We start from the raw sequence: 24,784 nt of genomic DNA, 5'->3' as shown, positions 1-24,784 counted from the left end.
GTGGCGTTGCCAGTCGGGGGTATTCACGGCCAGCGGCGGAAGATCAACGAGGTGTTGACCCCGCCGAAGGCGAAGTTGTTGTTCATCACATGCTGGTGGCTCATGGCGCGGAATTCGCCGCGCAGGTAGTCCAGCTCGCCGCAGCGTGGGTCCACCTGGTCGAGGTTGAGCGTGTGCACGTAGCGGTCGCTGTTCATCATCTCGATGCTGAACCACGACTCCAGCGCGCCACAGGCGCCCAGGGTGTGGCCGAGGAAACTCTTCTGCGAACTGATTGGCATGCGTGGGCCGAACAGGCTGCTGGTGGCCAGGGTTTCGGCGATGTCGCCCTGCTCGGTGGCGGTGCCATGGCCGTTGACGTAGCCGATGTCCTCGGGCGCAAGGCCTGCATCTTCCAAGGCCAGTTCCATGGCCCGGCGCATGGTCACCTGCTCGGGGCGGGTGGTGTGCTGGCCGTCGGCATTGCTGCCGAAACCGACTATTTCGGCGTGGATCCTGGCGCCGCGCGCCAGGGCATGCTCCAGCTCCTCAAGCACCAGCATGCCGCCGCCCTCGCCGATCACCAGGCCGTCGCGGCCACTGTCGTAGGGGCGTGGGCTCAGCTGCGGGGTGTCGTTCTTCAGGCTGGTGGCGTACAGCGCGTCGAATACCATCGCCTCGGTGGGGCACAGCTCCTCGGCGCCACCGGCGAGCATCATCGGCAGGCGCCCGTACTTGATCGCCTCGTAGGCGTAGCCGATGCCCTGGCTGCCGCTGGTGCAGGCGCTGGAGGTGGGAATCAGGCGCCCGGTCAGGCCGAAGAAGATGCTGATGTTGGCGGCGGTGGTGTGCGGCATCATGCGCACGTAGGAATTGGCATTCAGGCCATCGGCCACCGAGTTCAGCAGCATGTTGCCGAACGCCTTGATCTCGTCGGTGCTGCCCGTGGACGAGCCGCAGGCCACGCCCATGCGCCCGTCGCGGATGCTTGGGTCGTCGAGCAGGCCGGCGTCGGCCAGGGCGCGCTCGGCGGCCGCCACGGCCAGGCGCGACACCCGGCCCATGCTGCGCAGTTGCTTGCGAGTCCAGTGGGCGGGCACCTGGAAGTCATCGATGGGCCCGGCAAGGCGCGTGTTGAGCTCCTCGAAACGGTCCCACTCATCCATGCGGCGGATGCCGCTGCGGTGGTTGGCGAAATGCCCGGCGATGGTTGCCCAGTCGCTGCCCAGGGCGGTGATGCCGGCCATGCCGGTAACGACGACGCGGCGCATCAGCACAGCCCTCCGTTCACCGCCAGCACCTGGCGAGTGATGTAGCCGGCTTCGGGCGACATCAGGAAGTTCACCGCACCGGCCACTTCTTCAGGTGTGCCCATACGCCCGGCGGGAATCATTTTCATCAGTTCCTCCACGGGCACGTGCTCGTCGAGCATGGCCGTGTCGATCAGCCCCGGGGCCACGCAGTTGACGGTGATGCGGCGCTTGCCCAGCTCGATGGCCAGGGCCTTGGCGGCGCCGATCAGGCCAGCCTTGGAGGCACTGTAGTTGACCTGGCCGCGGTTGCCGATCAGCCCCGACACCGAGGTGATGCAGACGATGCGCCCCGGTGCGCGGCGGCGGATCATCGGCATGGTCAGCGGCTGCAGCACGTTGTAGAAACCGTCGAGGTTGGTGCGCAGTACCTGGTCCCAGTCCTCGTCGGTGAGCGCCGGGAAGGCGCCATCGCGGGTCAGCCCGGCGTTGCACACCACGCCGTAGTAAGCGCCGAACTGCTCCACGTCTGCTTCCAGGGTGGCCCGGCAGGCGCTGCGGTCGCTGATGTCGAATTGCAGCACCCGCGCCTGCTGGCCCAGCGCCCGCACTTCGTCGGCCACGGCGTCGGCCTCGGCCCGGCCGCTGCGGCAGTGCAGCACCAGGTCGTAGCCGGCACGGGCCAGGCGCAGGGCGATGGCGCGGCCGATACCCCGGCTCGAACCGGTGACCAGGATGGTATCAGTCATGGGGGGACTCCTCTGGGCCCGCTTCGGCCAGGTAGCTGGCGGCTTGCGGCGGGCGGTAGACATTCAGGCGGGCGCTGGCATGGATGCCGGGGCCGCGCAGGTGGCATTCGAACACGCCCATGCCGTTGTCGTCTTCAAGCGAGCGCAGGGCGTGGATGTGCAGCTCGGCACCGGCCGGGAAATGCTCGACATCGCACTCGAACTTGCGCGAACCGAGGAGAAAACCCAGCTCGACCGGCTGGCCGTTGCGCCGCGCCCGGCAGCCGGCATAGGCCGCCACGCTCTGCGCCATCAGTTCGATGCCGAGCCAGGCCGGCAGGCTGCCATCGGCGCGGTTGAACAGGCCACCGGGGCGCACGGTGGTGCGGGTGTGGATCTGCTCGTCGTCGCAGCTGTCGACCTGGTCGATGAGGATCATGTCGCCGGCGTGGGGCAGCAGCTCGGCCAATGGCCAGGGAATCATGGGGTGTCTCCGAGAATCAGGCTGACATTGTTGCCGCCGAAGGCGAACGAATTGCTCATCAAGCGGCGTGGGCGCTGCACGCCTAGGCGCTGGCTGCCGTCGACCAGGGCCAGGGCCGGCAGCGCCGGGTCCTGCTGGCCGTCCCACACGTGCGGTGGCAGCAGCCCCAGCGGGTTGTGCTCGCTCAGGCTCAGCCAGCAGAACGCCGCTTCCAGCGCGCCAGCGGCGCCCAGGGTATGGCCGGTCATCGGCTTGCTCGACGAGCAGGGCAGCGTGGCGCCGAACAGCGTATGCACGGCCAGGCTTTCCATGGCGTCGTTGTGTGCGGTAGCGGTGCCGTGCAGGTTCAGGTAATCGATCTGCGCTGGCGCAAGGCCGGCATTGTCCAGCGCTTTGCCCATGCACTGCAAGGCGCCGGCGCCGGTGGGGTCGGGTGCGGAGATGTGGTGGGCGTCGGAACTGGCGCCTGCGCCCAACAGGGCGATGCTGGCGCCGCCGGTGTTGGCCTTGCGGGTCATCAGGAACAGCGCAGCGGCTTCACCGATGTTGATGCCGTCGCGGTTGACCGAGAACGGGTTGCAGCGCTGGTCGCTGATCGCCTCCAGGGCGCCGAAGCCGTTGAGGGTCAGGCCGCACAGGCTGTCTACGCCGCCACACAGCACCGCATCGCACAGGCCCATGGCCAGCAGGCGTTTGGCGCTGAGCAGGGCGCGGCCGCTGGAGGTACAGGCGGTGGAGATCACATAGGCCGGGCCGCTCAGTTGCAGCCAGTCGGCGAGGAAGTTGGCCGGTGCGCTTAGTTCCTGCTGGGCGTAGCGGTAGCCGTCGGGGAACTGCCCGTGTTGCAGGTACTCGGCAATGCCCTCGCTGGCTTCCGCGATGCCCGAGGTGCTGGTGCCGAGGATCACCGCAATGCGCTGGCCGCCATGCTCGGCGATGGCCTGGCGGATCGCCGGTTCGATCTGCAGGGCGGCGGCGTACAGCAGCTGGTTGTTGCGGCTGTGCTGTTCGGGCAGCGGCACGGCGGGCAGCGCATCACTGACCGCACCCACCGGCGGTTGGCGCTCGGGGATCCAGCCTGGGGCAGGCTGCATGGCGCTGCAGTCGCCGGCAAACAGCCGGGCGGCCACCTGGGCCTGGCCCTGGCCCAGGGCGCAGACCAGGCCCAGGGCATTGAGGTAGGCGGTCATGGCGTGTTCTCACGGGGCAGTGGGTCGATGACATAGCGCAGGCCCTGGCCGAGGTCCAGGTCGAAGGCGTCGGCGGCCCGATAGCTGACCTGCCAGCGTTCGCCCAGCCAGCGCCGTTCATTCTGCTGGCGCGCCTGTGGATAAAGCTGCGACAGCTGCTCGGGCGGGGTCAGGGCGAACAGTACGGCGGCAAACAGCTCGCGCGCGGCCGGGTTCGGCGGCAGCAGGCCGTCGGCCTGCCATTGCTGGCCGTCGAGCAACTGCCTGGCCTGGGGAATGCCCAGCAGGTCGAGCAACGACCAGCGCAGGTGGCCGTGCTCGCCCTGAATCACCAGCAGCCAGTCCTGGCGCTGCCCGGCCTGTTCACGTTCGACATGCAGTTGCTGCGGCAGTTGCAGCACCGGCAACTGCGCAGGCAACGGCGGGCGTGCCGCGCAGGCGCCGAGCAGCAGGCACAGGGCAATTGCCAGCAGGTGTTTCATGGCTGCTCCAGGGGCTTGCGCGCCACCACGTTGACCAGGGTTTCCTCGCGCTGGCCGAACGGTGGCGGCTGGCGCAGGCCCAGGCGCTCAAGCAGGCCGAAGTCCTTGGCCCGGCTCCACCACAGGTAGGGGTACGAGACATTCTGCGCGGTGAAGGCGAAGCCCTGCTCGCGCAGCATCTGCAGGTAGCCCTCGGCGCTTTTCTGCACGTGCATGGGGTGGCGGAAGAACCAGCGGATGACCCAGGTGTCGATGTAGGCCTCGGTGGATTCGGCGAACAGCAGGTAACCGCCGGGCTTGAGCACCCGGTAGAACTCGGCCAGGGCTTTCTCCTGCTCCACCAGGTGGTGGAAGGTCTGGTGGCAGAACAGGATATCCACGCTGGCATCGGGGTACTGCAGCTGGGCGCAATCGCTGCCGCGCAGTTCCACGTCCAGGCCCAGGCGCCGGGCTTCGGCGGCGCTCAGTTCAAGGCTGTGCGGGTCGGCATCGGTGCCCAGCAGCCTGGAAGGCGCGAACACCTGCTGCAGGTGCTTGAACGACTTGCCCTGGCCGCAGCCGGCGTCCAGCAGCACTGGCGCCTTCGGTAGCCCTGCGTCGAACAGGCGGCGCAGGTCGTTGATCGCCACGCGCAGCACATGGTGCTGCCACACGTGGCTGGCAAGGAAGCGAAAGCCGATGCGGGTTTCCTCGACGTAGGTGTCGCTGAGGTACGGGCGCTCGTTCATGCTGGCTCCCTCGCGCACAGTTCGGCCAGGGTGCGCAGGCGCCGCTTGGGTTCGGCGACGAACGGGTTGCGTGCATCCCAGGCGTAGCCGGCAAGGATCGAGCTGATCATGGCGCGGATCTCGGGCGAGCTGCCGGGGTGGTAGATCACATCCTGGAAGCCGCCGTCATACCAGCCTTCGACGTACACGCGGAAGGTGTCGACGCCGCGCTTGAGCGGTTCGGCGAACTCGCCCTGCCAGTCCACGGCCTCGCCCTGCAGTTGGCGGTGCAGCAGGCCGGCAGCCATGCTTGCCGAGCGCATGGCGATGGTGACGCCCGAGGAGAACACCGGGTCGAGGAATTCGGCGGCATTGCCCAGCAAGGCGTAGCCCTTGCCGTGCAGTGCCTTGACGTTGGCCGCGTAGCCACCGATGGTACGTGCCGGGGTGTCCCACACGGCATTGGCCAGAACCTTGGCCAGGCTTGGGGTTTGCGCCACGAAGTGCTTGAGGCAGGCATCCAGGTCGGCTGGCGCGGCGGCGAAGCGCTCGGCAGCGGCGACCACGCCCAGCGAGGTGCGGCCATCGCTGAACGGAATGGTCCAGAACCAGATGTCGCGGTGCTCGGGGTGGGTGGTGATGAGGATCTTGTCGCGGTCGAAGCCTGGGTGGTCGATGCGGTCTTCGATGTGGGTGAACACCGCCTGGCGCACCGGGAAGTTCGACGGCGCCTCCAGGTCGAGCAGGCGCGGCAGCACGCGGCCATAGCCGCTGGCGTCGAGCACGAACTGCGCCTGCACGCGGTACTCGCTGCCGTCGGGGCGGCGGACCTGCACCTGTGGCCGATCACCGCCCATGTCGGCGCTGACGATCTCGTGTTCGTAGCGGATCTCGACACCCTGGGCCTCGGCCTGGTCGGCCAGCAGCTTGTCGAAGCGGGCACGTTGCACCTGGAAGGTGCTGGGCTTGCCCTGGGTGAAGGTTTCGCCGAAGTCGAAGTCGGTGTATTCCTCGCCCCAGGCGAACGCCGCGCCGTTCTTGTACTGGAAGCCCGCTTGCTGCACGGCGTCGAGCATGCCGGCCTCTTCCACGAAGTCCAGGCAGTGGGCCAGCAGGCTTTCGCCGATGGAAAAGCGCGGGAAGCGTTGGCGCTCGATCACCAGTACGTCGTGGCCCTGGCGCTTGAGCAGCGCGGCGGCAATGGCGCCGGACGGCCCGGCACCGATCACCAGCACCTGGCGTTGTTGCAGTTCAGTGTTTGGCATGCGGGCTCCTTGCCATGGAAACGGAATTCAGGGGAAGACGGTGCAGCCCGGCCAACGCTGGCATCAGCGTGGCGACCAGGCTCATCAGCATCAGCGCGAAGTACAGCGCCGGGGTGATCAACTGCTGCGACAGCAGCAGGTTGAGAAAAACGATTTCGCTCAGGCCGCGAATGTTCAGCAGCAGGCTTTCACGCCATTTGCTGGCGCCAGGGAACGACGGCGCGGCCCAGCTCAGGCCAAGCCAGTTGCCCAACAGCTTGCTGGCGATTGGCAAGGCCAGCAGCGCTGCCAGCTGCCAGGCGTCGAAGCCGCTCAGGGCATGGTGCACGTCGATTTGCACCACGCCGTAGGTGAGGATCAGCGGCACCGCCACGGCCTGTTGCAGGCGGCGGTTCCAGGCCTCGGGCAGCGGCAGGCGCACCGGCACCTTCAGCCACGCCAGGCAGCCCAGGTAAGCCATGCCGAAGATCAGTGCATTGAGCTTGTAGTGCTCGGCGCCGAACAGCAGTAGCAGGAACAGTGCGCCGTAGGCTTTCGGCGCCCGCAGCCCCAGGGCATGCAAGGGCAGCGGCAGCAGTGCGGCCAGCAGCGGCAGGGCCAGGCTGCCTGGCTGCAAGCTGCCCTGGCCCAGGCCCAGCAGCAGCCAGCAGGCCAGGTCGATGAGAATGGCCGCCTGCAGCAGGCGCCGGCTGGCAGCGGCGGGGTAGTCGATGGCGCGCAGGTACAGGTACAGCACCGGGATGGCGGTGATGGCGAACACCAGGCCCAGGGCCAGCGCGGTCACCCCGTCCAGGTCGAGCATCCACAGCGCGCAGGCCAGGCCACAGGCGAACGGCAGCAGAAAGCTCGGAATCGCCAGTTTCAGCGCCTGGCGGTCGGGCCGCAGTTCAACCACGTCGGTGAGGATATGCCCCAGCAACAGGGCGAAGCTGCAGCCGTACAAGGTCTTGACCCAGCCGGGGGCAACCAGTGCGGCGCCATCGAGCTGCCAGCGCGGTTCCACCCACAGCAGCATCAACGGTGGCAGTACCAAGGTGGCCAGCAGCAACTGGCTGACGATGGGGATCAGCCCCAGGCGTTTGCCCAGCACGCAGGCCAGGGCGAACAGGCTCAGGGCCAGGCCCCAGAACAACAAGGGAGTCATGGGTGGCTTTGCGCTCCATCGCGGGGGGCGGCCCAAGGGGCCAGGAGGAAACTGAATGCCAGGCCAAGGCTGACGGCCAGGCCAAAGTTGCTCACCGCCGGGGTGCTCGACAGCGCCAGCAGGCCGAACGACAGCCAGGTGGTGAGCGCCGCCAGCAGGGTGCCCAGCAGGCTCACGGCGGCGCCGCCGATGCGTTCGTGCATGAGGATGGCGTAGTCGACGCTGATGGCCGTCACCAGCAGCAGGCCGAACAGGCTGAACAAGGTCAGCGGCTGGCCTAGCCAGCCAAGGCTGGCCAAGCTGCACAGCGCTGCCAGCAAGGGCAGGGCGACGATGCGCAGGGCGCCACGCAGGCCGAACGGCAACACCAGCAGGAGCAGAATCAGTGCGCAGGACAGCAGCTTGAGCTCCGCTGCGCTCACCTGGGTGGCGGCGAACAGCTGGTTCAGCTCGCCCAGGCGGTCGACCAGTTGCACGCCGTCCAGCCCGTCACTCTGCAGGCGCAGCAAGGCGGTGTCGTTCAGGCCCTGCAAGCTGACGATGGCCGCCACGCCAGCGCCATCCTGGCCCAGCCACAAGGGCCGCCAGGCCTCGCCCAATGGCCCCGCCAGCACCTGTTCGATGGACTGGTCCGGCAACTGGCGCAGGTGTTCGGCCTCGGCGGCCAGCGCGGCTTCGGGCACGCCCAAGGCCAGCAATGGCTGCCAGTGCGCGGGGAGGCTGGCCAGGGCCTGGCGCAGCTGGGCTTGCTCGGCGGGGCTGGCGACCAGCTGGCCGAGGCTCATGAAGCCTTTGAGCTTGCCCAGTTCGACCAGCTCGTCGAGCTTGCCAGCCAATGCCTGCAGGCGTTGCAGCAGTTGTTGTTGATCGGCGCCGCGCACCAGGTAGAACTGGCTGGTGGGCTGGTAGCCGGTGATGCGGGCCACGGCCTGTGCCTCTTCCATCAGCTGCGGCGGGGTGCCGACCCACTGGCGGATGTCGTTGCGGGTTTGCAGGTGCCACAGGCCTGCCGCGCAGAACAGCAGCACCAGCGCCAGCAAGGCGCCGCTGGGCACCTTGCGCAGCAACCGCTCGCGCCAGGCCGTGAGGGTTTCGGCGATGCGCAGCGGCCATTGCGCCGGTTGCAGCTCGATATTGGCCAGCAGCGCCGGCAGCAGGCACACCGCGCTCAGGTAGGCGCCGACCAGGCCGGCCGCCGAGAAGGCGGCAATCTGGGTCAATGCGGGGAACGGGGTGAAGGCCAGGGCCAGGTAACCGATGCAACTGGTGGCCAGGCTCAGGCTCATGCCCGGCAGGGTCAGGCGGACTGCTGCCCAGCTGCGCCATGGTTTCAGGCTCCAGCCCTTGGACAGGTAATGCAGGGGGTAGTCGACGGCCACGCCAATCAGGCTCGAACCGAGCACCAGGGTCATCACATGCATCTGGCCAAACAGCGCCACGCACGCCACCGAGCCGAACAGCATGCCCACCAGTACCGGAACGAAGGCCAGCAGCGCGCGCCAATGGCGCAAGGCCAACAGCAACAGCAGCAGGATACCCAGGGTGGCGCCGCCCCCGACCCAGGTGATTTCCCGGCTGGCCTGTTGCTGGCCAGCGGCGGCGTGCAGCAGGCCGCTGGCGGCCAGCAGGTGGGCGCCGGCCTGGGCCGCCTGGACGCGGCCCTTGGCCAACAGCTCGGCCACCTGCAGCGGCAGCTGCATGTCGAAGGCGTTGCCCAGGGTGCGCGCGCGCAGCAGCACCCAGTATTGGCCATCGGCCTGGGCGATGAGCGCGCCGCTGGCGGTGTCCAGTTCGACATTGGCCGGTTTCGGCTGGCTGTTCTGGATGCGCCCGGTCAGGCCCAGCCAGTCGTCCTGGCTGGGCACCAGGCTAAAGCCTGCAAAGGGGTCGAACAGGCTTTGCACGCGCTGCTCGATGAAGGCGTCGGGGTGGTCCAGCAGTTGCTGCCGGTCTGTGCCTGCGAGCATCGCCAGGCGGCCTTGCAGCAGTTGCTCGCGCACCGCCTGCAGGTCGGCCTGCACGCTCCACTGAACCTTCTCGAACAGGCCGCTGGCCTGCCATTGCCCGGCCAGTGACTCTGCCAGGGCCAGCGCCTGCTGGCGCTCGGCGTGGCCAACCAGTACCAGCAGTTCACGGTTGAGCGGTTCCTGCATGCGCTGTTCGGCGCGCTTTACCAGTGGGTCCTGGGTGGCGCCGGGCACCAGGGTCATCAGGTCGGCAGACAGCGGCGCACCGCGGTGCCACTGCCAGCCGGCCACCGCCAGCATGGCCAGCAGCAGGCAGATGAACAGGCGCGGCAGCAGGCGTTCAGTTGGCAAAATCACTGCGCTCCGCGTCGCTCAGGGCGGCGGCGCCGCTGCTTTCGGGCATGCGCAGCACGGTGCTGTCGCCCTGGGTTTCGCTCAGCTCGATGCGTTCGACGTAGCGCCCGCCGCTGATGTCGATGCGGGTGAACACTTGCTTGAGCAGCAGCGAACGGGGCGTCAGGCGCAGCTGCCAGTGCTCGGCGGCGCCGCTCAGGCTCAGTTCGAAGTCGCGCTGCAGGCCACTGCTGTCGCCTTGCAGCACGGCGAAGAACAGGCGGTTCTGTTCGGCCCCGGCACTGCGGCTGGGCAGGGTTTGCCAGCCGCTTGGGTCGCGGCGGGCAATGCCTTGGGCGTCGATGCGGTAGTCCTGGCGCAGCGGTGTTTGCAGCAGCCACAGCAGGCCGTGGTCGCGGGCCAGCACGAAGCGGCCCTTGCTCAGCAGCGGCTGGGGCAGGGCGCGCAGGTGTTTTTCCTGGATGAACGGGCCTTTGACCACGGCCGGAGCGCTCAGCTGCTGTTGCAGGTCGTCGAGGCTGAAGGCCATCGTCAACGGGCTAATCAACAACAAGGCCATTGCCGCGAGCCCTTTCGCGACACAAGGCCGCTCCCACAAAAGCACAGCGCGTACACGCTTGAACAGGTTCATGCCAACACCTGCTGCACGGCATCGAGCATCACCTGTGGCGAGGCCAGTTGCATCTCGCCGCTTGCAATGTGCACGGCCACCTGCACGCTGCTGGCGCGGGTCATGCGCTCGCCGGTTTCGGCATCGCTGATCAGGTAGTGGATCTTCAGGCGGTTTTCCCATTCCACCAGGCTGGCACGCACCGTCAGGCGCTGGCCGAAGGTGGCGCCACGGATATAGCGCAGCTGCAGGTCGATCACCGGCCACGCATAGCCGCTGGCCTGCATCTGCTGGTAGTTGTGCGCCAGGCGGTCGAGCAGGGCGCAGCGGGCCACCTCCAGGTACTTCACGTAATGGCCGTGCCAGACGATGTGCATGCTGTCGACGTCGAAAAAGGGCACGACGATTTCGCTGTCGACATGGAACACCCCAGGGTTACGCATGCAGCCTCCAGTGGCGTTGGCCGATGCGCTGCAGGCACAGGCGCAGGTCGCTTTCCAGGGCGCGGTCCTCGATCACCGGGGCGAAATCCTGCAGCAGGGCTTCATGCATGCTCGCCAGTGCTGGCGGCAGGGCCCGCACATCGCCTTCGCGGCCGCGCAGCCAGACGCCCTGGTTGGCCGCCAGCAAGGAGGCGGCGGCCACCTGCTCGGTCAGCTCCAGCACGCGCAGGGCATCGCGGGCGGCGATGGTGCCCATGCTGACCTTGTCCTGGTTATGGCATTCGGTGGAGCGCGAGAACACGCTGGCCGGCATGGTCTGCTTCAGGGCTTCGGCGGTCCAGGCGCTGGCGCCGATCTGCACGGCCTTGAAACCATGGTTGATCATCGCCCGGTCGGCGCTGGCACCGGACAGGTTGCTCGGCAGGCCGTGGTTGTAGCGCACGTCCACCAGCAGCGCCAGCTGGCGGTCGAGAAGGTCGGCAACGTTGGCCACCAGGGTTTTCAGGCTGTCCATGGCAAAGGCGATATGCCCACCGTAGAAATGCCCGCCATGCAGCACGCGCTCGGCATCGCCGTCGATGATCGGGTTGTCGTTGGCGCTGTTGAGCTCGGTTTCGATAAAACCACGCAGCCAGCCCAGGCTATCGGCCAGTACCCCCAGCACATGCGGCGCGCAGCGCAGCGAGTAGCGGTCCTGCAGGCGGTGCAGCGGTGGCAGCGGCGCATCGATGGCCAGGTCCTGGCGCAGCCAGGCCGCGACCTGGGTTTGGCCAGGGTGCGGCTTGGCGGCGAACAGGCGTTCGTCGAAGTGCTCGGGGTTGCCCTGCAGGCCAATCACGTTCAGCGCGGTGATGCGCGTGGCCAGTTGCAGCAGGTAGTCGGCGCGGGCGTAGGCCAGGCAAGCCAGGCCGGTCATCACCGCGGTGCCGTTCATCAGCGCCAGGGCTTCCTTGGGGCGCAGCACCAGCGGCTGCCAGCCCAGTTCGCGGTGCACCTCGGCGCTGCTGCGGCGCACGCCCTGGTACATCACCTCACGCTCGCCGGACAGGGTGGCGGCGACGTAGGACAGCGGCGTCAGGTCGCCACTGGCGCCCACCGAGCCTTCCTCGGGGATCAACGGCAGGATGTCGTGGGCGAGGAAATCGCGCAGGCGCTCCAGCAGCTCCAGGCGCACGCCGGATACACCATGGCTCAGCGAGCGCAGGCGCGCAGCCAGCACGGCGCGGGTGGCGGGGGCGTCGAGCAGCTTGCCCAGGCCGCAGCCGTGGAAGGTGTAGAGGTGCTGCGGCAGCGCTTCTACATGCTCCAGCGGCACGGCCACCACGCAGGAGTCGCCGTAGCCGGTGGTGACGCCGTAGATCACCCCTTCCTTGTCGAGCAGGGTGTCGAGAAAGCGTGCGCCGCGGGCGATGCGCTCGCGGTAGGCCGCGTCGTCCTGCAGCTGCACCGGGGCGCGGCGTTCGGCCAGGGCCAGGACATCTTCGATTGCCAGCGGCGATTCGCCGAAGGTGACAGGCTCATGCGGATGCATCGTCATCGGTCTTCCAGAAAGGGTAGAAATTGAACCACTGCAACGGTGCCTGGGTGCAGTAATGGCCCAGGCGTTCGGCGTAGCGCGTGGCCCACTCGGCGATTACCTGATCGCGCTGGCCGCGCCGCCATTGCAGGCGTTCGGCAAAGGGTTCGAGGGTGACGCGGTAGCGGCCCTGGTGCTTGAGGCAGAACAGCAGGTTGAGCGGGCATTCGAGCATGCCGGCCAGCAGCCACGGGCCTTGCGGGAAGGCTGCGCGGTGGCCGAGGAAATCCACCTCGACGGTGCGTGCGCCGTGCAGCGGCACGCGGTCGCCGGCAATCGCCAGCCATTCGCCGCGCTCCAGGCGCTCGGACAGCTGCAGCATCACCGCCGGGTCCAGCTCGCTGACCTGAATCAGCCGCAGGTTGGTGGCCCCGGCCTCGCCCAGCAGGCGGTTGAAGCGCTCGGCGTGGCGGGTGTGCACCAGCACGTTCATGGTCACCTGCTCGCCGATTTCGGCCAGGGCGCGGCAGACCTCCAGGTTGCCCAGGTGCGCACCGACCAGCATCTGGCCACGGGCGCCGCGCAACTGCTGGCGCAGGTTGGCGGGGTCGTGGATTTCGATGTCTTCGATGCGCAGCTTGCCGTTCCACACGTCGAGCTTGTCCAGCAGTGCCTCGGCAAACGCCATGAACTGGCGAAACACCTGCCACTGGCTGGCGGCGGGGGTTTGCCCGGCGTTCCACAGGCGCAGGCGCTGCTGGTACTGCCAGGCACTGCGCCGGGCGCGGCGGCCGAACAGGAAGAAGTAGGCGACGATGATGTGGATCAGTGGGCTGAGCACCCGGCGGCCGAGCAGGCGCACCAGGCCCGCGGTCAGCTTCATCAGCCAGAAGCTGCCCCGTTCCTGGTGCTCGGCCCAGTGCTGCGGCTGGCCCTTCATGCCCGCCACCGGCGCCAGAGAATCAGCGGTGCGCGCAGCAGCATGCCGAAGAACAGCTTGGCGTGCATCTTCGAGATCAGCGCGTTGTCGTGGAACAGGCGAAAGTGCGACAGGCCATCTTGCGGGTAGTGCACGCGGGTGGGCAGCCAGCGCATCGGCTGGTTGCGCCAGGCCAGGCGCACGAGGATTTCCGGGTCGAAGTCCATGCGCTTGCCCAGTTGCACGCTGTCGATCATCGCCAGGGTGGCAGGCAGCGGATACACCCGGAAACCGCACATGGAATCGGGAATCTGCAGCGACAGGCTGTTGATCCATACCCACACGTGGGTGAGGTAGCGGGCGTAGAGGCGGCCCTTGGGCACGCTGGCGTCATACTGTGGATAACCGCACACCAGCGCCTGTGGATAAGCCTGCGACTGGGCCAGGAACTGGCTGACGTCGGCCAGGTCGTGCTGGCCGTCGGCATCCACCTGCAAGGCGTGGCTGAAGCCCAGCCGGGCAGCCTCGCGCAGGCCGGCCATGACCGCGCCGCCCTTGCCCTGGTTGGCTGCCAGGGTCACCAGGTAGACGTTGGGCTGTTCGGCCAGTTGCCCCAGCACGCGGGCGCAGGGCGCATGGCTGGCGTCGTCGACCAGCACGCAGGGCAGGCCGGCGCGCAGCAGGTCGGCCACCACCGCCGGCAGCGCCTGCTCGTGGTTGTACACCGGGATCACCGCACAGGGCTTATGCACAGGCGGCCTCCAGCAGGATACGGCCGCTGGAGCAGGGCAGCCCGGCGCAGGTGAAGGCGAAATACAGTTTGCCGCGCTCAGTGTCCAGGCGCAGGGTCAGCGCCAGTTCATCGCCCGGGCGCACCAATTGCTGAAACTTCAGCACTTCCATGCCGGCGAAGCTGCGTTCGCCATCGAGCAGCTCAGCGGCCAGGGCGATGGCCCAGTCGATTTGCACCACGCCCGGCAGCACCGGGGTTTGCGGGAAGTGCCCGGGGAAGCAGGCCAGGTCCAGCGGCACCGCCAGGCGCAGGTGCAGTTCGCCACCTTCGCGGCGTTGCTCCAGCACCTCCGGGGCCAGGCTGCGCTGGGCCAGCAGCAGGGCTTGCAAGGTGGCCTGGGGCAGCTTGCCCTGGCTGTTCAGCGGCAGCTGGCGCAGCAGCCGCCAGCGCCGTGGCAGGGCCAGTGCTTCGCAGTGCCCGGCCAGGTGGGCGCGCAGGGTTGCCACCAGTGCCCGGCGGCCCTGGTTACGCAGTGCGTGCAGGCCTGCCGCAGTCGGCACCAGCAGGGCGCCAAGGTAGGCACGGCCTTCCTCGATCATGCCCAGGCGCGCCTCGGCAACCCATGGGTGGCTGCACAGGGCCTGCTCCAGCATGGGCAGGGAGATGCGTTTTTCTTCCAGCTTGACGATGCGGTCCAGGCGCCCAAGCAGGCGAAAGTGCCCGGCTTGGTTGAACTCGACGGCATCGGCGCTTTGCTCGACCTGCCCATCCGGCAGGTAAGGCGAGGCGATGCGCAGGGCGCCTTGCGCATCCTGGCTCAGTTGCACACCGGCGAACGGCTGCCACAGGGCGTCGCCTTGGCGCCAGGCGATGCCACCGGTTTCCGAACTGCCGAGAATTTCCGTGGGCCACTGGCCCAGGCGCTGTTGCAGGCGTTCGGCGGCCTCGGCCGGCAACTCGCCGCCTGAGGAAAACACCTTGCGCACCGGGCCCAATGCCGGCCAGTCGAGGTTGTCGCCCATGCGCTTGAGCAGCGCCGGGCTGGCAACCCAGGCAAATGCCGGGTGTTCGCGGCTGGCGCGCTGCAGGTCTTCGGGGAACGGCAGCTGCCGACGCTCGAAGCCGCGCCCGGCGCACAGCGGCCAGAGCACACGGAACAGCAGGCCGTAGATGTGCTGGGTGGCGACGCTGCCAATGATCCAGGCATTGCCCAGGGTGTTGCCCCACAACTGCTCCAGGGCAGTGACCTCGTTGGCCAACTGGCAGAGCTGCTTGTCGATACGCTTGGGTTCGCCGCTGGAGCCTGAGGTGCACAGGCTGATGCGGCAGTGCGCCAGGTCGAGGTCGGCGGCCGGCAGGGCGGTGCCGAGCAGGCTTGCCAGCGTGGCGTCGCCTGGCTGGTCGCTGAGCCACAGGTCGACCTGCGCCTGCCAGCGCGCGCGGGTGGCAGGCTGCAGGTCGGCGGGCAGCAGCACTTCAACGCCGGCACGCCAGGCGCCCAGCAGGGCGGCGGCCAGTTGTGCGGCATCGTCCAGGTGCACGGCCAGGCGCGTGATACCGCGCTGGCGCAGGCCGCCGGCCAGTTGCAGGGCCTGCTGGCAGAGTTCGGCGTGGCCCAGGGCCGGCGCCTGGGTCACCTGGCGCGGCGCATCCAGCGGGCGCAGCAGGTGTTCGAGGTTGATCCAGTTCATGAGCGTCCTCGCACACGTTGTCTTATCAGCCATTCGATGGCGAACAGCAGGCCCATCGCGGCATAGGCGATCACGCCGTTGTACAGGGTCCACCAGCTCAGCGGCGCCCACAGCGTCAGGGCCGCGGCGATCAGGCCGTTGAGCAGGAAGAACAGGCTCCACACCTGGGTGACCCGGCGTGTGTAGCGTACCGCCCGTGGTGGCAGGTCTGGGTCGCGCAGGCGCGCCAGGCGTTCGGCCATCGGCATGCCATGCAGCAGGCTGGCGCCGAACAGGGCCAGCATGAAGGCGCTTATCAGCACCGGGTACCAGCGCAGCAGTTGCGGGCTGTCGGACAGCCCCAGCAGGGCGCAGAAGGCCAGGGCGGCCACGGCCATCCACAGGCTGCCCGGGCGGCGCGGCGCGCTCAGGGCGCGGGCCAGCCACAGGGCGCCCAACAGCAGGCCGAATTGCCAGGGGGCGAAATGGGCCATGCCGAAATGCACCGCGAACGGATACAACAGGCCGGCCAGCAGCAGGCCGAGGCCGATCAGGCGTTTCATGCCGCCGGGGATACCAGGCGGAACACCGCCTCGACCACGTCATTGACGGTACGCACCGACTTGAAGTCGTCGGCGGCGATTTTCTTGCCGGTCTGGCGCTTGATGTGGTCGATCAGGTCGACGGCGTCGATGCTGTCGATTTCCAGGTCCTGGTACAGGTTCGATTCCAGGGTGATGCTGGCCGGGTCCAGTTCGAACAGTTCGACCAGGGCGTCGCGCAGGATGTTGAAGATGTCTTCACGGGTTTGCATGGTGCGGTCTCAGGCGGCCTGACGGGCAGTGACGAACGCCGCCAGGGTGGCGACATTGCTGAAATGGTTGCGGGTGTCCTTGGCGTCGGCATCGATCTTGATGCCGTAGCGTTTCTGGATGGCCAGGCCGAGTTCCAGGGCGTCCACCGAGTCCAGGCCAAGGCCTTCGCCGAACAGGGTCTGTTCATCGTCGATGTCCTGGACGCTGATGTCCTCCAGGCCCAGGGCGTCGATGATCAGCTGTTTGAGGTCACGGTTCAGGTCTTGCTGTGGCGCGCTCATCGGCGGCGAGCTCCTTGGTAAAGTAATTGTGCAGGTAGTCGTTGAGCAGGCGCGATGCCTTCGGCGCCGGGCCCAGGGCGGCAAAGGCCTGGGGGTCGATGTCGGCGCCGACCTTGAGGGTGAAGTGCACGCGGCGGCTGGGAATGCGGTACCAGGGTTCGTTCTTGGTCAGGGTGGTGGGGCTGACCTGGATGGTCACCGGGGTGATGATCTTCGCACCGCGCAGGGCAATCGCGGCGGCGCCACGATGAAAGGCCGGCGCCTGGCCTGGCGCGGTGCGCGTGCCTTCGGGGAAGATCACCAGCGGCTGGCCCTGGCGCAGCGACTCGACGGCGGTGTCGAGCATGTCCAGGCTACCGTCGTTGCCGATGTACTGGGCTTCGCTGACCGGGCCGCGGGTGAACGGGTTGTCGAACAGGCTCTGCTTGACCACGCAATTGGCCTGGCGCACCAGGCCGATGAGAAACACCACGTCGATCAACGACGGGTGGTTGGCGATGATCATCTGCCCGGGCCGGCCCAGTTGCTCGGCGCCATCGATCTGGTAGGTGAGCACGCCGGCGGCGCGCATGAAGCGCACGAAACGCCAGAACAGCCAGCTGATGGTGCGCCGTGCGCGCTGGCGATGGCGCTCGGCGCCACCGGGCAGGCAGGCCAGCAGCGGGAACACCAGCAACCGCAGGCACAGCCCGCCCAGGCCGAACAGAAAGAAGCTCGCGGCGGTGGCCAGCAAACGCCAGTAGTAGGCATCGCGTGGCCTGCTCACGGCTGCCGTTGCCAGTTCCATGTCCGACGCTTCCCTGTGTGAGTGAAGGAAGTGCAGCCGGTCAGCATGGCTTTGAGCCAGCTGAGGCCGTGGGGCAATTCCAGTGTGGGGTTGGCAGGCGCTGCTCCGGGCGCCAGTTGCCATTGCTTGCCCGGGGTCAGCAGCAGGCCGAGGGCATAGGCAAAGGGCACGTCATCGATCCACGGGCTGTAGGCCTCGGGGGGCAGCTCCTCGGTGATGATCAGCAGTACGGCGGGTGCGCCTTCGGCCAGCAGCGCCGCCGCTTCCAGCACGCCATGCTCGAAACCGTCGCCGGTCGCGGCCAGGGCGGTCATTTCGCAGGTGGCGCCGCGCAGGATCGACCACAGGCCGATCACCGCGTTGTGCACCGACAGGCTGAACTGGGTGGGCGACAGTGGCTGGCGTGCGGCCAGTTCGCTCAGGATCGAGAAGGTGCGGGGCGTTTCACCGTGGCGCGAGACGAACACCAGTGGCAGTTGCGCGTGGCCTTCGCTCAATGGCCAGCCCACGGCAAAGGCCATGCGCGCCAGGTGGCTGAGGCGACGGCGTTGCATGGCGGGCAGAAAGCTTACGTCAGGCGCGGTGGCGTCGCTGCTCGCAAGGTGCTGGCCATTTGCCCAAGACTGCCAGTCGGCAGGCGCCGAGCGGCCAGGGGCCCAGGCGCGCCATTGGCTGATATCGAAGGTAATCACGGTGCTTTCTTACTTCCCGCCCTGAGGGACTTCCATGCCGAGGGAATGACTCGGCGTAACGCTGACAGGGTTGGCGCATTCATCGAGTGGCGCGCATTATCCCGGTGCCGCGCCCATGTATCAATGCATACTGTTTCAATCAGACATTACCTTCACGGCGACATGGCATTCTCTTAAGACGATGTACGCATTTTCCGACAACCGGTCAGGGCAAGGTTGTCGGTCAGGCCGGCGCGATCTTGAGTGAAGAATGCTGGCCAATGCTGCCGCCGCGCCACATACTCGGGCATTCGTTGATACACGGAGGTCAATCATGCGGCGCGTGGTGTTCAATCAGAAAGGTGGCGTGGGCAAGTCGAGCATCGCTTGCAACCTGGCGGCAGTCAGCGCCAACGAAGGCTACCGGACCCTGCTGATCGACCTGGATGCCCAGGCCAACTCGACTCAGTACCTGACGGGCCTGACCGGCGACGACATCCCCATGGGCATCGCCGATTTCTTCAAGCAGAGCCTGTCCACCGGCCCGTTCAGCAAGAAGAACAAGGTGGATATCTACGAAACCCCGTTCGACAACCTGCACGTGGTTACTGCCACCTCGGAGCTGGCTGACCTGCAGCCCAAGCTTGAGGCCAAGCACAAGATCAACAAGCTGCGAAAGCTGCTGGACGAGTTGGACGAGGACTACGACCGGATCTACATCGACACGCCGCCGGCCCTGAACTTCTATGCCGTTTCCGCGCTGATCGCTGCCGACCGCGTGCTGATCCCCTTCGACTGCGACAGCTTCTCGCGCCAGGCGCTGTACGGTTTGCTGGCGGAAATCGAGGAGTTGAAGGACGACCACAATGAAGACCTGCAGGTCGAGGGCATCGTGGTCAACCAGTTCCAGTCCCGCGCCAGCCTGCCGCAGCAGATGCTCGATGAGTTGCTGGCGGAGGGCCTGCCGGTGCTGCCGGTGTACCTGGGGAGCTCGGTGAAGATGCGTGAATCGCACCATGCCAGCTTGCCGCTGATTCACTTGGAGCCGCGGCACAAGCTGACTCAGCAGTTTGTCGAGTTGCATTCGTTGCTTGAGGAGAATGGGTGAGTTTGGCTCGGCAGCTTCAGCGCCTGTGAGATCGAGCGCCGCCCGCGCGGCGCATCGCGAGCTGCGCTCGCTCCTACGTTTGTTGCGGGCCGGTGTTCATGCCACGATACCGAGGTGAACGAACAAGGCGTTCGCGCGCGATGGCACAGGCGTAACTGGCCCGAAACAAACGTAGGAGCGAGCGCAGCTCGCGAAGCGCCGCGCGGGCGGCGCTCGATCTCGCAGGCGCCAAATCCCTCAAGGCGTACGCCCCTAAACCCCCTGACTACGCAACCACTCCAGCAACGACTGCAGGGGAAACGCCCCAGCCTGGCGGCTGACTTCGCGACCATTCTTGAACAGGATCAAGCTGGGGATCGAGCGGATACCGAGTTGGCCTGCGAGGTTGCGGTTGGCTTCGCTGTCGAGCTTGGCCAGGCGGCAGCGGCCGCTGAGCTGGCGGGCGGCCTGCTCGAAGGTGGGGGCGAAGGACTTGCACGGGCCACACCAATCGGCCCAGACATCGACCAGCAGCGGCAAGTCGCCCTTGACCTGGCTGGGGTAGCTGGCCTCGGTGAGTTCGAACGGGGTGCTCAACACCACGCTCTGTTTGCAGCGGCCGCATTTCGGCGCATCGCCCAGGCGGGCAGCAGGCAAACGGTTAAGGCCGTTGCAGTGGGGGCAGGGGATTACCAGTGGGTCGGACATGTCGGTTCCTTGATGATTATGAAGAACAGCTGATTTCCAGGTGTTTGCCCCACTCCGGCGGCCGCTCGGCATAGCCTTGCATCCCTGGCTGCTCCTCGAACGGCTTGCTCAGCACCTGGTGCAGCCGCCGCACTTCACTGTAATCCCCCGCCTCGGCCGCTTCGATGGCCTTCTGCGCCAGGTAATTGCGCAGCACATACAGCGGGTTCACCGCATGCATCCGCTGGCGGCGGCCTTCGCCATTGCCGGCTTCACGCTCGCAGCGGGCCTGGTAATCCGCCGCCCAGGCATCGAAGCCGGCCAGGTCGACGAAGTCGTCGCGCACGCTTTGCAGGGCCTCGGCAACCGGCTTGTCGCCAAGCTTGCGGAAGAACAGGTTGTAGTCCACGCCACCGCTCTGCATGCGCTGCAGCAGCTGTTCGACTAGCGCCATGTCCTCGTCTTGTGCCGTGGTCAGGCCCAGGCGCCGGCGCATCAGGTCGAGGTAGTGCGCCTGGTACAGCGGCAGGAACAGGCCCAGCGCTTCCTTCAGCGGCTCCACCTCGATGACTGTGGTCAGGGCCTGGGCCAGGGCGCTGAGGTTCCAATGGGCGATCGGCACCTGGTTGGCGTAGCTGTAGCGGCCACGGTCATCGGAATGGTTGCAGATGAAGTTGGCGTCGAAGTCGTCGAGGAAGGCGAACGGGCCGAAGTCGAAGGTGATGCCGAGGATCGACATGTTGTCGGTGTTCATCACGCCGTGGCAGAAGCCGTAGGCCTGCCAGCGGGCGATCAGCTCGGCGTTGCGCTCGACGATGGTGCGGAACATGGCCAGGTACGGCTGTTCGGCGTCGCGGCATTCGGGGTAGTGCTGGTCCAGCACATGGTCGATCAACACCCGCTGCTGCTCGGGCTGCTGGGTGTAGTAGAAGTATTCGAAGTGGCCAAAGCGCACGTGGCTCTGCGCCAGGCGGGTGAGCATCGCGGCGCTTTCACGGGTTTCACGCCACACCGGGGTGCTTGAACCGACCACGCACAGGGCCCGGCTGCTGGGAATGCCCAGGGCATGCAGGGCCTCGGAGGCCAGGAATTCACGGATCGACGAGCGCAGCACGGCGCGGCCATCGCCCATGCGCGAATAGGGTGTTTGGCCGGCGCCCTTGAGGTGCAGGTCCCAGTGTTCGCCCCGGTCGTTGAGCACTTCGGCCAGCAGCAGGCCGCGGCCATCGCCCAGGCGTGGGTTGTAGGAGCCGAACTGATGGCCGGAGTACACCATCGCCCGTGGGTCGGCTTCTTCCCACAGCTTGTGGCCGCTGAACAGCTCGGCGAACAGTGGCTGTTCGGCCTGGGCGGGGTCGAGGTCGAGCAGGGCCATGGCCGCCTCGCTCGCCACCACCAGGCGCGGGTCGGCGATGGGCTCGGGCAGGACCTGGGTGGAGAACGCATCGCCCAGGCGGGCGAAGCGGTTGTCGAAGGTGAGTTGGTCGAGGGCTTTCACGGGGCCGGCTCCTGGGTATCGGTGGCAAGGGGCCGCGTAGCGGCCCTTCGCGGGGCAAGCCCGCTCCTACAGGAATTGGTGGTGCCAGGAAAGGCACGGTCCCTGTAGGAGCGGGCTTGCCCCGCGAACGAGGGCGAAGCCCTCGCAATGATTCTGCACAGAATAAAGTATTCGAGCCCGTTCAGGCCGAAGCAGTGCCATCCGATTTCGGCTGTTCCATCGCAACCAACTGCTGCTTGCCAGCCTTGGTGTCCATCAGGAACACCTCCACCTGGCGCACCGAAATCTTGATGTTGTGCGCCTTGAACTCGCGGTTGATGTAGCGGTTGAGCTCATCCAGGGTCGGGTTGCGGTCGCCCAGGTCGCGCACGTGCATGCGCAGCTCATGGTCCAGCGAGCTTTCGCCAAAGTTCAGGAAGTACACGATCGGCTCCGGGTCCTTGAGCACCCGCGGGTTCTCGTGGGCGCCCTTGAGCAGCAGCTCGCGCACCAGGTCCAGGTCCGAGCCGTAGTCGATGCCCAGCTTCAGCGTCACTCGGGTAACCGTGTCGGTCAGCGACCAGTTGATCAGTTGGCCGGTGATGAAGGTCTTGTTGGGGACGATGATGTCCTTGCGGTCGAAGTCGGTGATGGTGGTGGCGCGGATGCGGATCTTGCTCACCGTGCCCGACAGGTTGCCGATGGTGATGGTGTCGCCGATGCGCACCGGGCGCTCGAACAGGATCATGATGCCGGAGATGAAGTTGGCGAAGATCTCCTGCATGCCGAAGCCCAGGCCCACCGACAGCGCGGCCACCAGCCACTGCAGTTTGTCCCAGCTCACCCCGAGGGTGGACAAGGTGCTGACGATGCCCACCCCGACGATGGTGTACGACAGCAGGGTGGTGGTGGCGTAGGCGCTGCCCTGGGCCAGGTTCAGGCGCGACAGCACCAGCACCTCCAGCAGGCCCGGCAAGTTGCCGGCCAAGGCGAAGGTGATGCCGACGATCACCAGCGCGCCAAGCAGGTCGCCAAGGCTGATCGGCACCATGCTGGCGGCAGCCCCGGTGCCGCTGGTGTATTCGTACAGGGTGAAGTTGTTGAGGTAGGCGAATACCGAGATCAGGTCCGACCAGACCCAGTACAGGCCAGCGATGAACCCGCCGAGCAGGGCCAGGCGGATCAGGCGCAGCGACTGCTGGTTGACCTGCTCGATGTCCAGGGTCGGCTCTTCGGTGACCACTTCGCCATCGAGCCCTTCCTTGGCCGCCGCACGCTTGCTCAGCGCCCGCTGGTAGGCCAGGCGCCGCGCCGCCACCGACAGGCCGCGAACGAACGCAGCCTCGATCACCAGCCAGAACATCAGCAGGTACAGGGTGTAGATCAGCCGGTCGGTGAGTTTCAGCGCGGTGTAGTAGTAGCCGAAGCACACCGCCACGAACAGGGCGATGGGCAGGGCGGTGAAGGCTACCCCCACTGCCTTGCGAAACAGCGAAGTGTCGCGGTGCGCCGGGCTGCTGAGCAGCAGGCGGCTGAGCAGCCAGGCCATCAGTGCGTAGCAGGCCAGCACCACGCCAATGCCGAGCACGTCGTCGGCCAACGCCGAAGGCTGGTGCTCGGCCACCGCCACCACGCCCACCAGGAACAGCACCACGGTGCCCAGGCGGCGCACCCAGCCGCGCAGGAATTCGACCTGCGGCTTGTGCCAGCGGAAGTGAATTTCCGCCACGCCGCCCGGGGCGAGGATGCGGTAGGCGGTGTAGAACACCAGCCAGGCCTGGGCCAGTTGCCACAGGGCCGCGCCAAGGTTGGCGTTCTGCCCGCGGGCGTCGATCTGCAGGGCGTAGCTGCACAGGGCCAGGCCCAGGCTCACCGGCATTGCCAGGAGGATGTTGATAAGGATCGCCTGGGGCGTGTGCCACTGGCTGTCGCGGCGGAAGTGGCCGATGTCCTGGTGTACCTTGCCCAGGCGCTGGTACAGGTACTTGCGCCGCCACAGCAGGCCGCCGATCACCAGCAGCAGCGGCAGGAACAGCAGCGGGCGCTGGATCAGGCCATCGGCCAGTTCCGAAATGCCCGAGCCCCAGGGCAGGCTGGCGACCTGGTCGGCGAAGCGCTCCGGCACGTAGCGCAGCCAGTCCCAGTCCAGTGGCTTGTTGCTGGGAATCCAGAACATCTGCTCGTCGAGGGTGGTGCGCAGGCCTTGGGCGGTGCCGAGCAATTGCTTCTGGTTGAGCTGCAGGGTGATCGATTCGTTGAGCAGCGCCGACAGCTCGCGGTTAAGCCGTTCCAACAGGTCGCTGCGGGTGATCGCCACTTCCAGCAGGGCCTTGCGCAGGGGCGGGGTGACGTCTTCCTGCGGCTGGCTGGCCAGCAGCTTGTCGACATAGGTCACCGGGTTGCTCATCTGCTCGCGCTGTTGGTTGACCTCGAACTGGTACAGGCGGATGTCGGCGATCTGGTCGGCCAGGTCGCGGTCCACGCGCAAGTGCGGCAGGGCCTGCTTCTGCTTGTAGAGGATCTTGGACAACAGCAGGCTGCCCTTGAGCACGCTGATCTGCTCGTCCAGCGCCTGGTCGGCCTGGGTCAGGCTGTCGAGCTGCTGCTTGGTGCGCAGGTTCTGCTGGGTCAGTTCGTTGAGGCGGTCGGTGCTCTTGAGCAGGTAGTCCGACAGCTTGAGGTTGGCCGCGCTCTCGCTGGCCAGCAAGGTGCTGCCGCCGGCTTTCTGCGCCTCGATCGACTGCTGGGTAACGGTTTGCTGGGACTGGGCCAGGCGCTTTTCGTTGATCAGCGTCTGCAGGTCCTGGATTTCCTGCTCCAGGCGTGCGGCGCGTTCGATCAGCAAGTCGTGGCGGGCATTGCCCAGGTCCTGCAGCAGGCCGTTGCCGGCCAGTTCCTGGCGGCGCAGCAGGGTCAGGGCATTGAGCGAGGCCAGTTCGGCATTGAGCTGGTTGCGCTGGTCGGCGTTGACGGGCTTGCCGCCGTCCTTGCCGCTCTTGAGGATGTTGTTGATCTGCTGGGTGCGGGTCTGGTTGCTGCTGATCTCGGCCTGGGCGCGCTCGGGGCGGGTCTGGGAATTGATGATCAGGCTGTTGGCTTCGGACAACGCCTTCTGCAGCTCACCCTGCAAGGTGTTGCGCTCGCTGAGCAATTGCTCCAGCTGCGGCACGGTGAGGTTGGCATAGCGCTGGGCCACCGGTTGCGGCTTGCTGTCCTTGAGCTTGGCCAGTTCCTTCTGGCTGTCGGTGGTTTCCTTGGGGGCGCTGGCCAGTTGCTGCTTGAGCGCGGCCAGCTTGCTGTCGCTGTCATCCTTGCTGGCCAGCAGCGCCAAGGTCTGTTCAAGCACCTGCTGCAGGGCCTTCTGGTCGGCTTCGGGCAGCTTGCGCTCGGCGATCTTGTCGAGGCTGTTCTGGATGCTGGCGGTGGTCGGGGCTTCTGCCGCGGTGGCGGCAAAAGAGAGGGACAGGCACAGCCCGAGCAGGGCTGCGCGAAGGTGCACGCGCAGGGACATAGGCAGACTACTTAGGATCGGGCGAAA

The 24,784-nt window shown here is 67.0% G+C and carries 24 protein-coding genes; 1 reads left to right on the top strand and 23 read right to left on the bottom strand.

The features are described from left to right. Positions 1–23 precede the first annotated feature (23 nt). The 20 genes from F3J45_RS16445 to F3J45_RS16350 all read right to left on the bottom strand — a co-directional run bounded on the left by F3J45_RS16445 (position 24) and on the right by F3J45_RS16350 (position 18,016). The gene (locus F3J45_RS16445) at positions 24–1,250 is read right to left on the bottom strand and encodes a beta-ketoacyl-ACP synthase (protein WP_167064640.1); all 1,227 of its coding nucleotides are present in this window, start codon (positions 1,248–1,250) and stop codon (positions 24–26) included. Then, positions 1,250–1,978 carry a 3-oxoacyl-ACP reductase FabG gene (gene fabG / locus F3J45_RS16440; protein WP_167064637.1) on the bottom strand — a complete coding sequence of 243 codons (729 nt, stop codon included), beginning with the start codon at positions 1,976–1,978 and terminating at the stop codon, positions 1,250–1,252. Before fabG ends, F3J45_RS16445 begins: the two co-directional genes overlap by 1 nt. Next, positions 1,971–2,441: a hotdog family protein gene (locus F3J45_RS16435; protein WP_167064635.1), complete on the bottom strand. Its 471-nt coding sequence runs from the start codon at positions 2,439–2,441 to the stop codon at positions 1,971–1,973. Before F3J45_RS16435 ends, fabG begins: the two co-directional genes overlap by 8 nt. Beyond that, a complete protein-coding gene (locus F3J45_RS16430; protein ID WP_167064633.1) occupies positions 2,438–3,631 on the bottom strand; it encodes a beta-ketoacyl-[acyl-carrier-protein] synthase family protein in 1,194 nt (397 codons plus the stop codon). Before F3J45_RS16430 ends, F3J45_RS16435 begins: the two co-directional genes overlap by 4 nt. Next, a complete protein-coding gene (locus F3J45_RS16425) occupies positions 3,628–4,113 on the bottom strand; it encodes a hypothetical protein (RefSeq protein WP_167064631.1) in 486 nt (161 codons plus the stop codon). Before F3J45_RS16425 ends, F3J45_RS16430 begins: the two co-directional genes overlap by 4 nt. Next, positions 4,110–4,841, bottom strand: coding sequence for a class I SAM-dependent methyltransferase (locus F3J45_RS16420; RefSeq protein WP_167064629.1), 732 nt, complete (start codon positions 4,839–4,841; stop codon positions 4,110–4,112). The genes F3J45_RS16425 and F3J45_RS16420 overlap by 4 nt, the downstream gene beginning before the upstream one ends. Beyond that, complete coding sequence (locus F3J45_RS16415) at positions 4,838–6,085, bottom strand: NAD(P)/FAD-dependent oxidoreductase (RefSeq protein WP_167064627.1); 1,248 nt, start codon at positions 6,083–6,085, stop codon at positions 4,838–4,840. Before F3J45_RS16415 ends, F3J45_RS16420 begins: the two co-directional genes overlap by 4 nt. Beyond that, positions 6,072–7,229: a sodium:proton antiporter gene (locus F3J45_RS16410; protein WP_167064625.1), complete on the bottom strand. Its 1,158-nt coding sequence runs from the start codon at positions 7,227–7,229 to the stop codon at positions 6,072–6,074. Before F3J45_RS16410 ends, F3J45_RS16415 begins: the two co-directional genes overlap by 14 nt. Then, complete coding sequence (locus F3J45_RS16405) at positions 7,226–9,553, bottom strand: MMPL family transporter (protein WP_205300549.1); 2,328 nt, start codon at positions 9,551–9,553, stop codon at positions 7,226–7,228. Before F3J45_RS16405 ends, F3J45_RS16410 begins: the two co-directional genes overlap by 4 nt. After that, positions 9,537–10,109 (bottom strand): outer membrane lipoprotein carrier protein LolA, encoded by a 573-nt coding sequence (locus tag F3J45_RS16400; protein WP_205300548.1) that lies wholly within the window; start codon positions 10,107–10,109, stop codon positions 9,537–9,539. Before F3J45_RS16400 ends, F3J45_RS16405 begins: the two co-directional genes overlap by 17 nt. Positions 10,110–10,177: 68 nt before the next feature. Further along, positions 10,178–10,603, bottom strand: coding sequence for a thioesterase family protein (locus tag F3J45_RS16395; protein ID WP_167064619.1), 426 nt, complete (start codon positions 10,601–10,603; stop codon positions 10,178–10,180). Then, positions 10,596–12,140 carry a histidine ammonia-lyase gene (hutH, locus tag F3J45_RS16390; RefSeq protein WP_167064616.1) on the bottom strand — a complete coding sequence of 515 codons (1,545 nt, stop codon included), beginning with the start codon at positions 12,138–12,140 and terminating at the stop codon, positions 10,596–10,598. The genes F3J45_RS16395 and hutH overlap by 8 nt, the downstream gene beginning before the upstream one ends. Next, positions 12,121–13,059 carry a glycosyl transferase gene (locus tag F3J45_RS16385; protein ID WP_167064613.1) on the bottom strand — a complete coding sequence of 313 codons (939 nt, stop codon included), beginning with the start codon at positions 13,057–13,059 and terminating at the stop codon, positions 12,121–12,123. The genes hutH and F3J45_RS16385 overlap by 20 nt, the downstream gene beginning before the upstream one ends. Next, the gene (locus F3J45_RS16380; RefSeq protein WP_167064610.1) at positions 13,056–13,790 is read right to left on the bottom strand and encodes a glycosyltransferase family 2 protein; all 735 of its coding nucleotides are present in this window, start codon (positions 13,788–13,790) and stop codon (positions 13,056–13,058) included. The genes F3J45_RS16385 and F3J45_RS16380 overlap by 4 nt, the downstream gene beginning before the upstream one ends. Continuing rightward, the gene (locus tag F3J45_RS16375; protein ID WP_167064606.1) at positions 13,783–15,462 is read right to left on the bottom strand and encodes an AMP-binding protein; all 1,680 of its coding nucleotides are present in this window, start codon (positions 15,460–15,462) and stop codon (positions 13,783–13,785) included. Before F3J45_RS16375 ends, F3J45_RS16380 begins: the two co-directional genes overlap by 8 nt. Beyond that, on the bottom strand, positions 15,459–16,004 hold the full coding sequence (locus tag F3J45_RS16370) for a hypothetical protein (RefSeq protein WP_167064603.1): 546 nt from the start codon (positions 16,002–16,004) through the stop codon (positions 15,459–15,461). Before F3J45_RS16370 ends, F3J45_RS16375 begins: the two co-directional genes overlap by 4 nt. Then, positions 16,001–16,255 (bottom strand): acyl carrier protein, encoded by a 255-nt coding sequence (locus tag F3J45_RS16365; RefSeq protein WP_167064599.1) that lies wholly within the window; start codon positions 16,253–16,255, stop codon positions 16,001–16,003. Before F3J45_RS16365 ends, F3J45_RS16370 begins: the two co-directional genes overlap by 4 nt. Positions 16,256–16,264: 9 nt before the next feature. After that, positions 16,265–16,537: a phosphopantetheine-binding protein gene (locus F3J45_RS16360; protein ID WP_028632001.1), complete on the bottom strand. Its 273-nt coding sequence runs from the start codon at positions 16,535–16,537 to the stop codon at positions 16,265–16,267. Next, entirely contained in the window at positions 16,506–17,324 is an 819-nt protein-coding gene (locus tag F3J45_RS16355) for a 1-acyl-sn-glycerol-3-phosphate acyltransferase (RefSeq protein ID WP_167064596.1), read from the bottom strand. The genes F3J45_RS16360 and F3J45_RS16355 overlap by 32 nt, the downstream gene beginning before the upstream one ends. Beyond that, on the bottom strand, positions 17,300–18,016 hold the full coding sequence (locus F3J45_RS16350; protein WP_167064593.1) for a beta-ketoacyl synthase chain length factor: 717 nt from the start codon (positions 18,014–18,016) through the stop codon (positions 17,300–17,302). The genes F3J45_RS16355 and F3J45_RS16350 overlap by 25 nt, the downstream gene beginning before the upstream one ends. A gap of 313 nt (positions 18,017–18,329) precedes the next feature. Between F3J45_RS16350 and F3J45_RS16345 the strand changes: the two genes are divergently transcribed. Further along, a complete protein-coding gene (locus tag F3J45_RS16345; RefSeq protein ID WP_167064590.1) occupies positions 18,330–19,103 on the top strand; it encodes a ParA family protein in 774 nt (257 codons plus the stop codon). Between the two features lie 252 nt (positions 19,104–19,355). Here F3J45_RS16345 and trxC read toward each other — a convergent pair whose 3' ends face one another. From trxC to mscK, 3 genes are all read right to left on the bottom strand, one after another. After that, positions 19,356–19,790, bottom strand: a complete 435-nt coding sequence (gene trxC / locus F3J45_RS16340; protein ID WP_167064587.1) for a thioredoxin TrxC — start codon at positions 19,788–19,790, stop codon at positions 19,356–19,358. A gap of 16 nt (positions 19,791–19,806) precedes the next feature. Then, the gene (gene selO, locus F3J45_RS16335) at positions 19,807–21,267 is read right to left on the bottom strand and encodes a protein adenylyltransferase SelO (RefSeq protein WP_167064584.1); all 1,461 of its coding nucleotides are present in this window, start codon (positions 21,265–21,267) and stop codon (positions 19,807–19,809) included. 181 nt (positions 21,268–21,448) lie between these two features. Next, positions 21,449–24,757: a mechanosensitive channel MscK gene (gene mscK, locus F3J45_RS16330; protein ID WP_167064581.1), complete on the bottom strand. Its 3,309-nt coding sequence runs from the start codon at positions 24,755–24,757 to the stop codon at positions 21,449–21,451. Between the last annotated feature and the right edge of the window lie 27 nt (positions 24,758–24,784).

This window comes from Pantoea sp. Ap-967, assembly GCF_011752565.1.
Classification (GTDB): Bacteria; Pseudomonadota; Gammaproteobacteria; order Pseudomonadales; family Pseudomonadaceae; genus Aquipseudomonas.
The sequence above is the reverse complement of the archived record's forward strand: the minus strand, read 5'-3'. Positions and strand labels throughout refer to the sequence as shown.

What these genes read in the sequence shown, in the direction of transcription:
- F3J45_RS16415 (WP_167064627.1), bottom strand. Translation starts at nt 6,085, where the DNA reads ATGCCAAACACTGAACTGCAACAACGCCAGGTGCTGGTGATCGGTGCC.
- F3J45_RS16445 (WP_167064640.1), bottom strand. Translation starts at nt 1,250, where the DNA reads ATGCGCCGCGTCGTCGTTACCGGCATGGCCGGCATCACCGCCCTGGGC.
- trxC (WP_167064587.1), bottom strand. Translation starts at nt 19,790, where the DNA reads ATGTCCGACCCACTGGTAATCCCCTGCCCCCACTGCAACGGCCTTAAC.
- F3J45_RS16420 (WP_167064629.1), bottom strand. Translation starts at nt 4,841, where the DNA reads ATGAACGAGCGCCCGTACCTCAGCGACACCTACGTCGAGGAAACCCGC.
- F3J45_RS16410 (WP_167064625.1), bottom strand. Translation starts at nt 7,229, where the DNA reads ATGACTCCCTTGTTGTTCTGGGGCCTGGCCCTGAGCCTGTTCGCCCTG.
- F3J45_RS16385 (WP_167064613.1), bottom strand. Translation starts at nt 13,059, where the DNA reads ATGAAGGGCCAGCCGCAGCACTGGGCCGAGCACCAGGAACGGGGCAGC.
- F3J45_RS16370 (WP_167064603.1), bottom strand. Translation starts at nt 16,004, where the DNA reads ATGAAACGCCTGATCGGCCTCGGCCTGCTGCTGGCCGGCCTGTTGTAT.
- F3J45_RS16365 (WP_167064599.1), bottom strand. Translation starts at nt 16,255, where the DNA reads ATGCAAACCCGTGAAGACATCTTCAACATCCTGCGCGACGCCCTGGTC.
- F3J45_RS16430 (WP_167064633.1), bottom strand. Translation starts at nt 3,631, where the DNA reads ATGACCGCCTACCTCAATGCCCTGGGCCTGGTCTGCGCCCTGGGCCAG.
- hutH (WP_167064616.1), bottom strand. Translation starts at nt 12,140, where the DNA reads ATGACGATGCATCCGCATGAGCCTGTCACCTTCGGCGAATCGCCGCTG.
- F3J45_RS16435 (WP_167064635.1), bottom strand. Translation starts at nt 2,441, where the DNA reads ATGATTCCCTGGCCATTGGCCGAGCTGCTGCCCCACGCCGGCGACATG.
- F3J45_RS16400 (WP_205300548.1), bottom strand. Translation starts at nt 10,109, where the DNA reads ATGGCCTTGTTGTTGATTAGCCCGTTGACGATGGCCTTCAGCCTCGAC.
- mscK (WP_167064581.1), bottom strand. Translation starts at nt 24,757, where the DNA reads ATGTCCCTGCGCGTGCACCTTCGCGCAGCCCTGCTCGGGCTGTGCCTG.
- fabG (WP_167064637.1), bottom strand. Translation starts at nt 1,978, where the DNA reads ATGACTGATACCATCCTGGTCACCGGTTCGAGCCGGGGTATCGGCCGC.
- F3J45_RS16360 (WP_028632001.1), bottom strand. Translation starts at nt 16,537, where the DNA reads ATGAGCGCGCCACAGCAAGACCTGAACCGTGACCTCAAACAGCTGATC.
- F3J45_RS16345 (WP_167064590.1), top strand. Translation starts at nt 18,330, where the DNA reads ATGCGGCGCGTGGTGTTCAATCAGAAAGGTGGCGTGGGCAAGTCGAGC.
- F3J45_RS16355 (WP_167064596.1), bottom strand. Translation starts at nt 17,324, where the DNA reads ATGGAACTGGCAACGGCAGCCGTGAGCAGGCCACGCGATGCCTACTAC.
- F3J45_RS16425 (WP_167064631.1), bottom strand. Translation starts at nt 4,113, where the DNA reads ATGAAACACCTGCTGGCAATTGCCCTGTGCCTGCTGCTCGGCGCCTGC.
- F3J45_RS16395 (WP_167064619.1), bottom strand. Translation starts at nt 10,603, where the DNA reads ATGCGTAACCCTGGGGTGTTCCATGTCGACAGCGAAATCGTCGTGCCC.
- F3J45_RS16375 (WP_167064606.1), bottom strand. Translation starts at nt 15,462, where the DNA reads ATGAACTGGATCAACCTCGAACACCTGCTGCGCCCGCTGGATGCGCCG.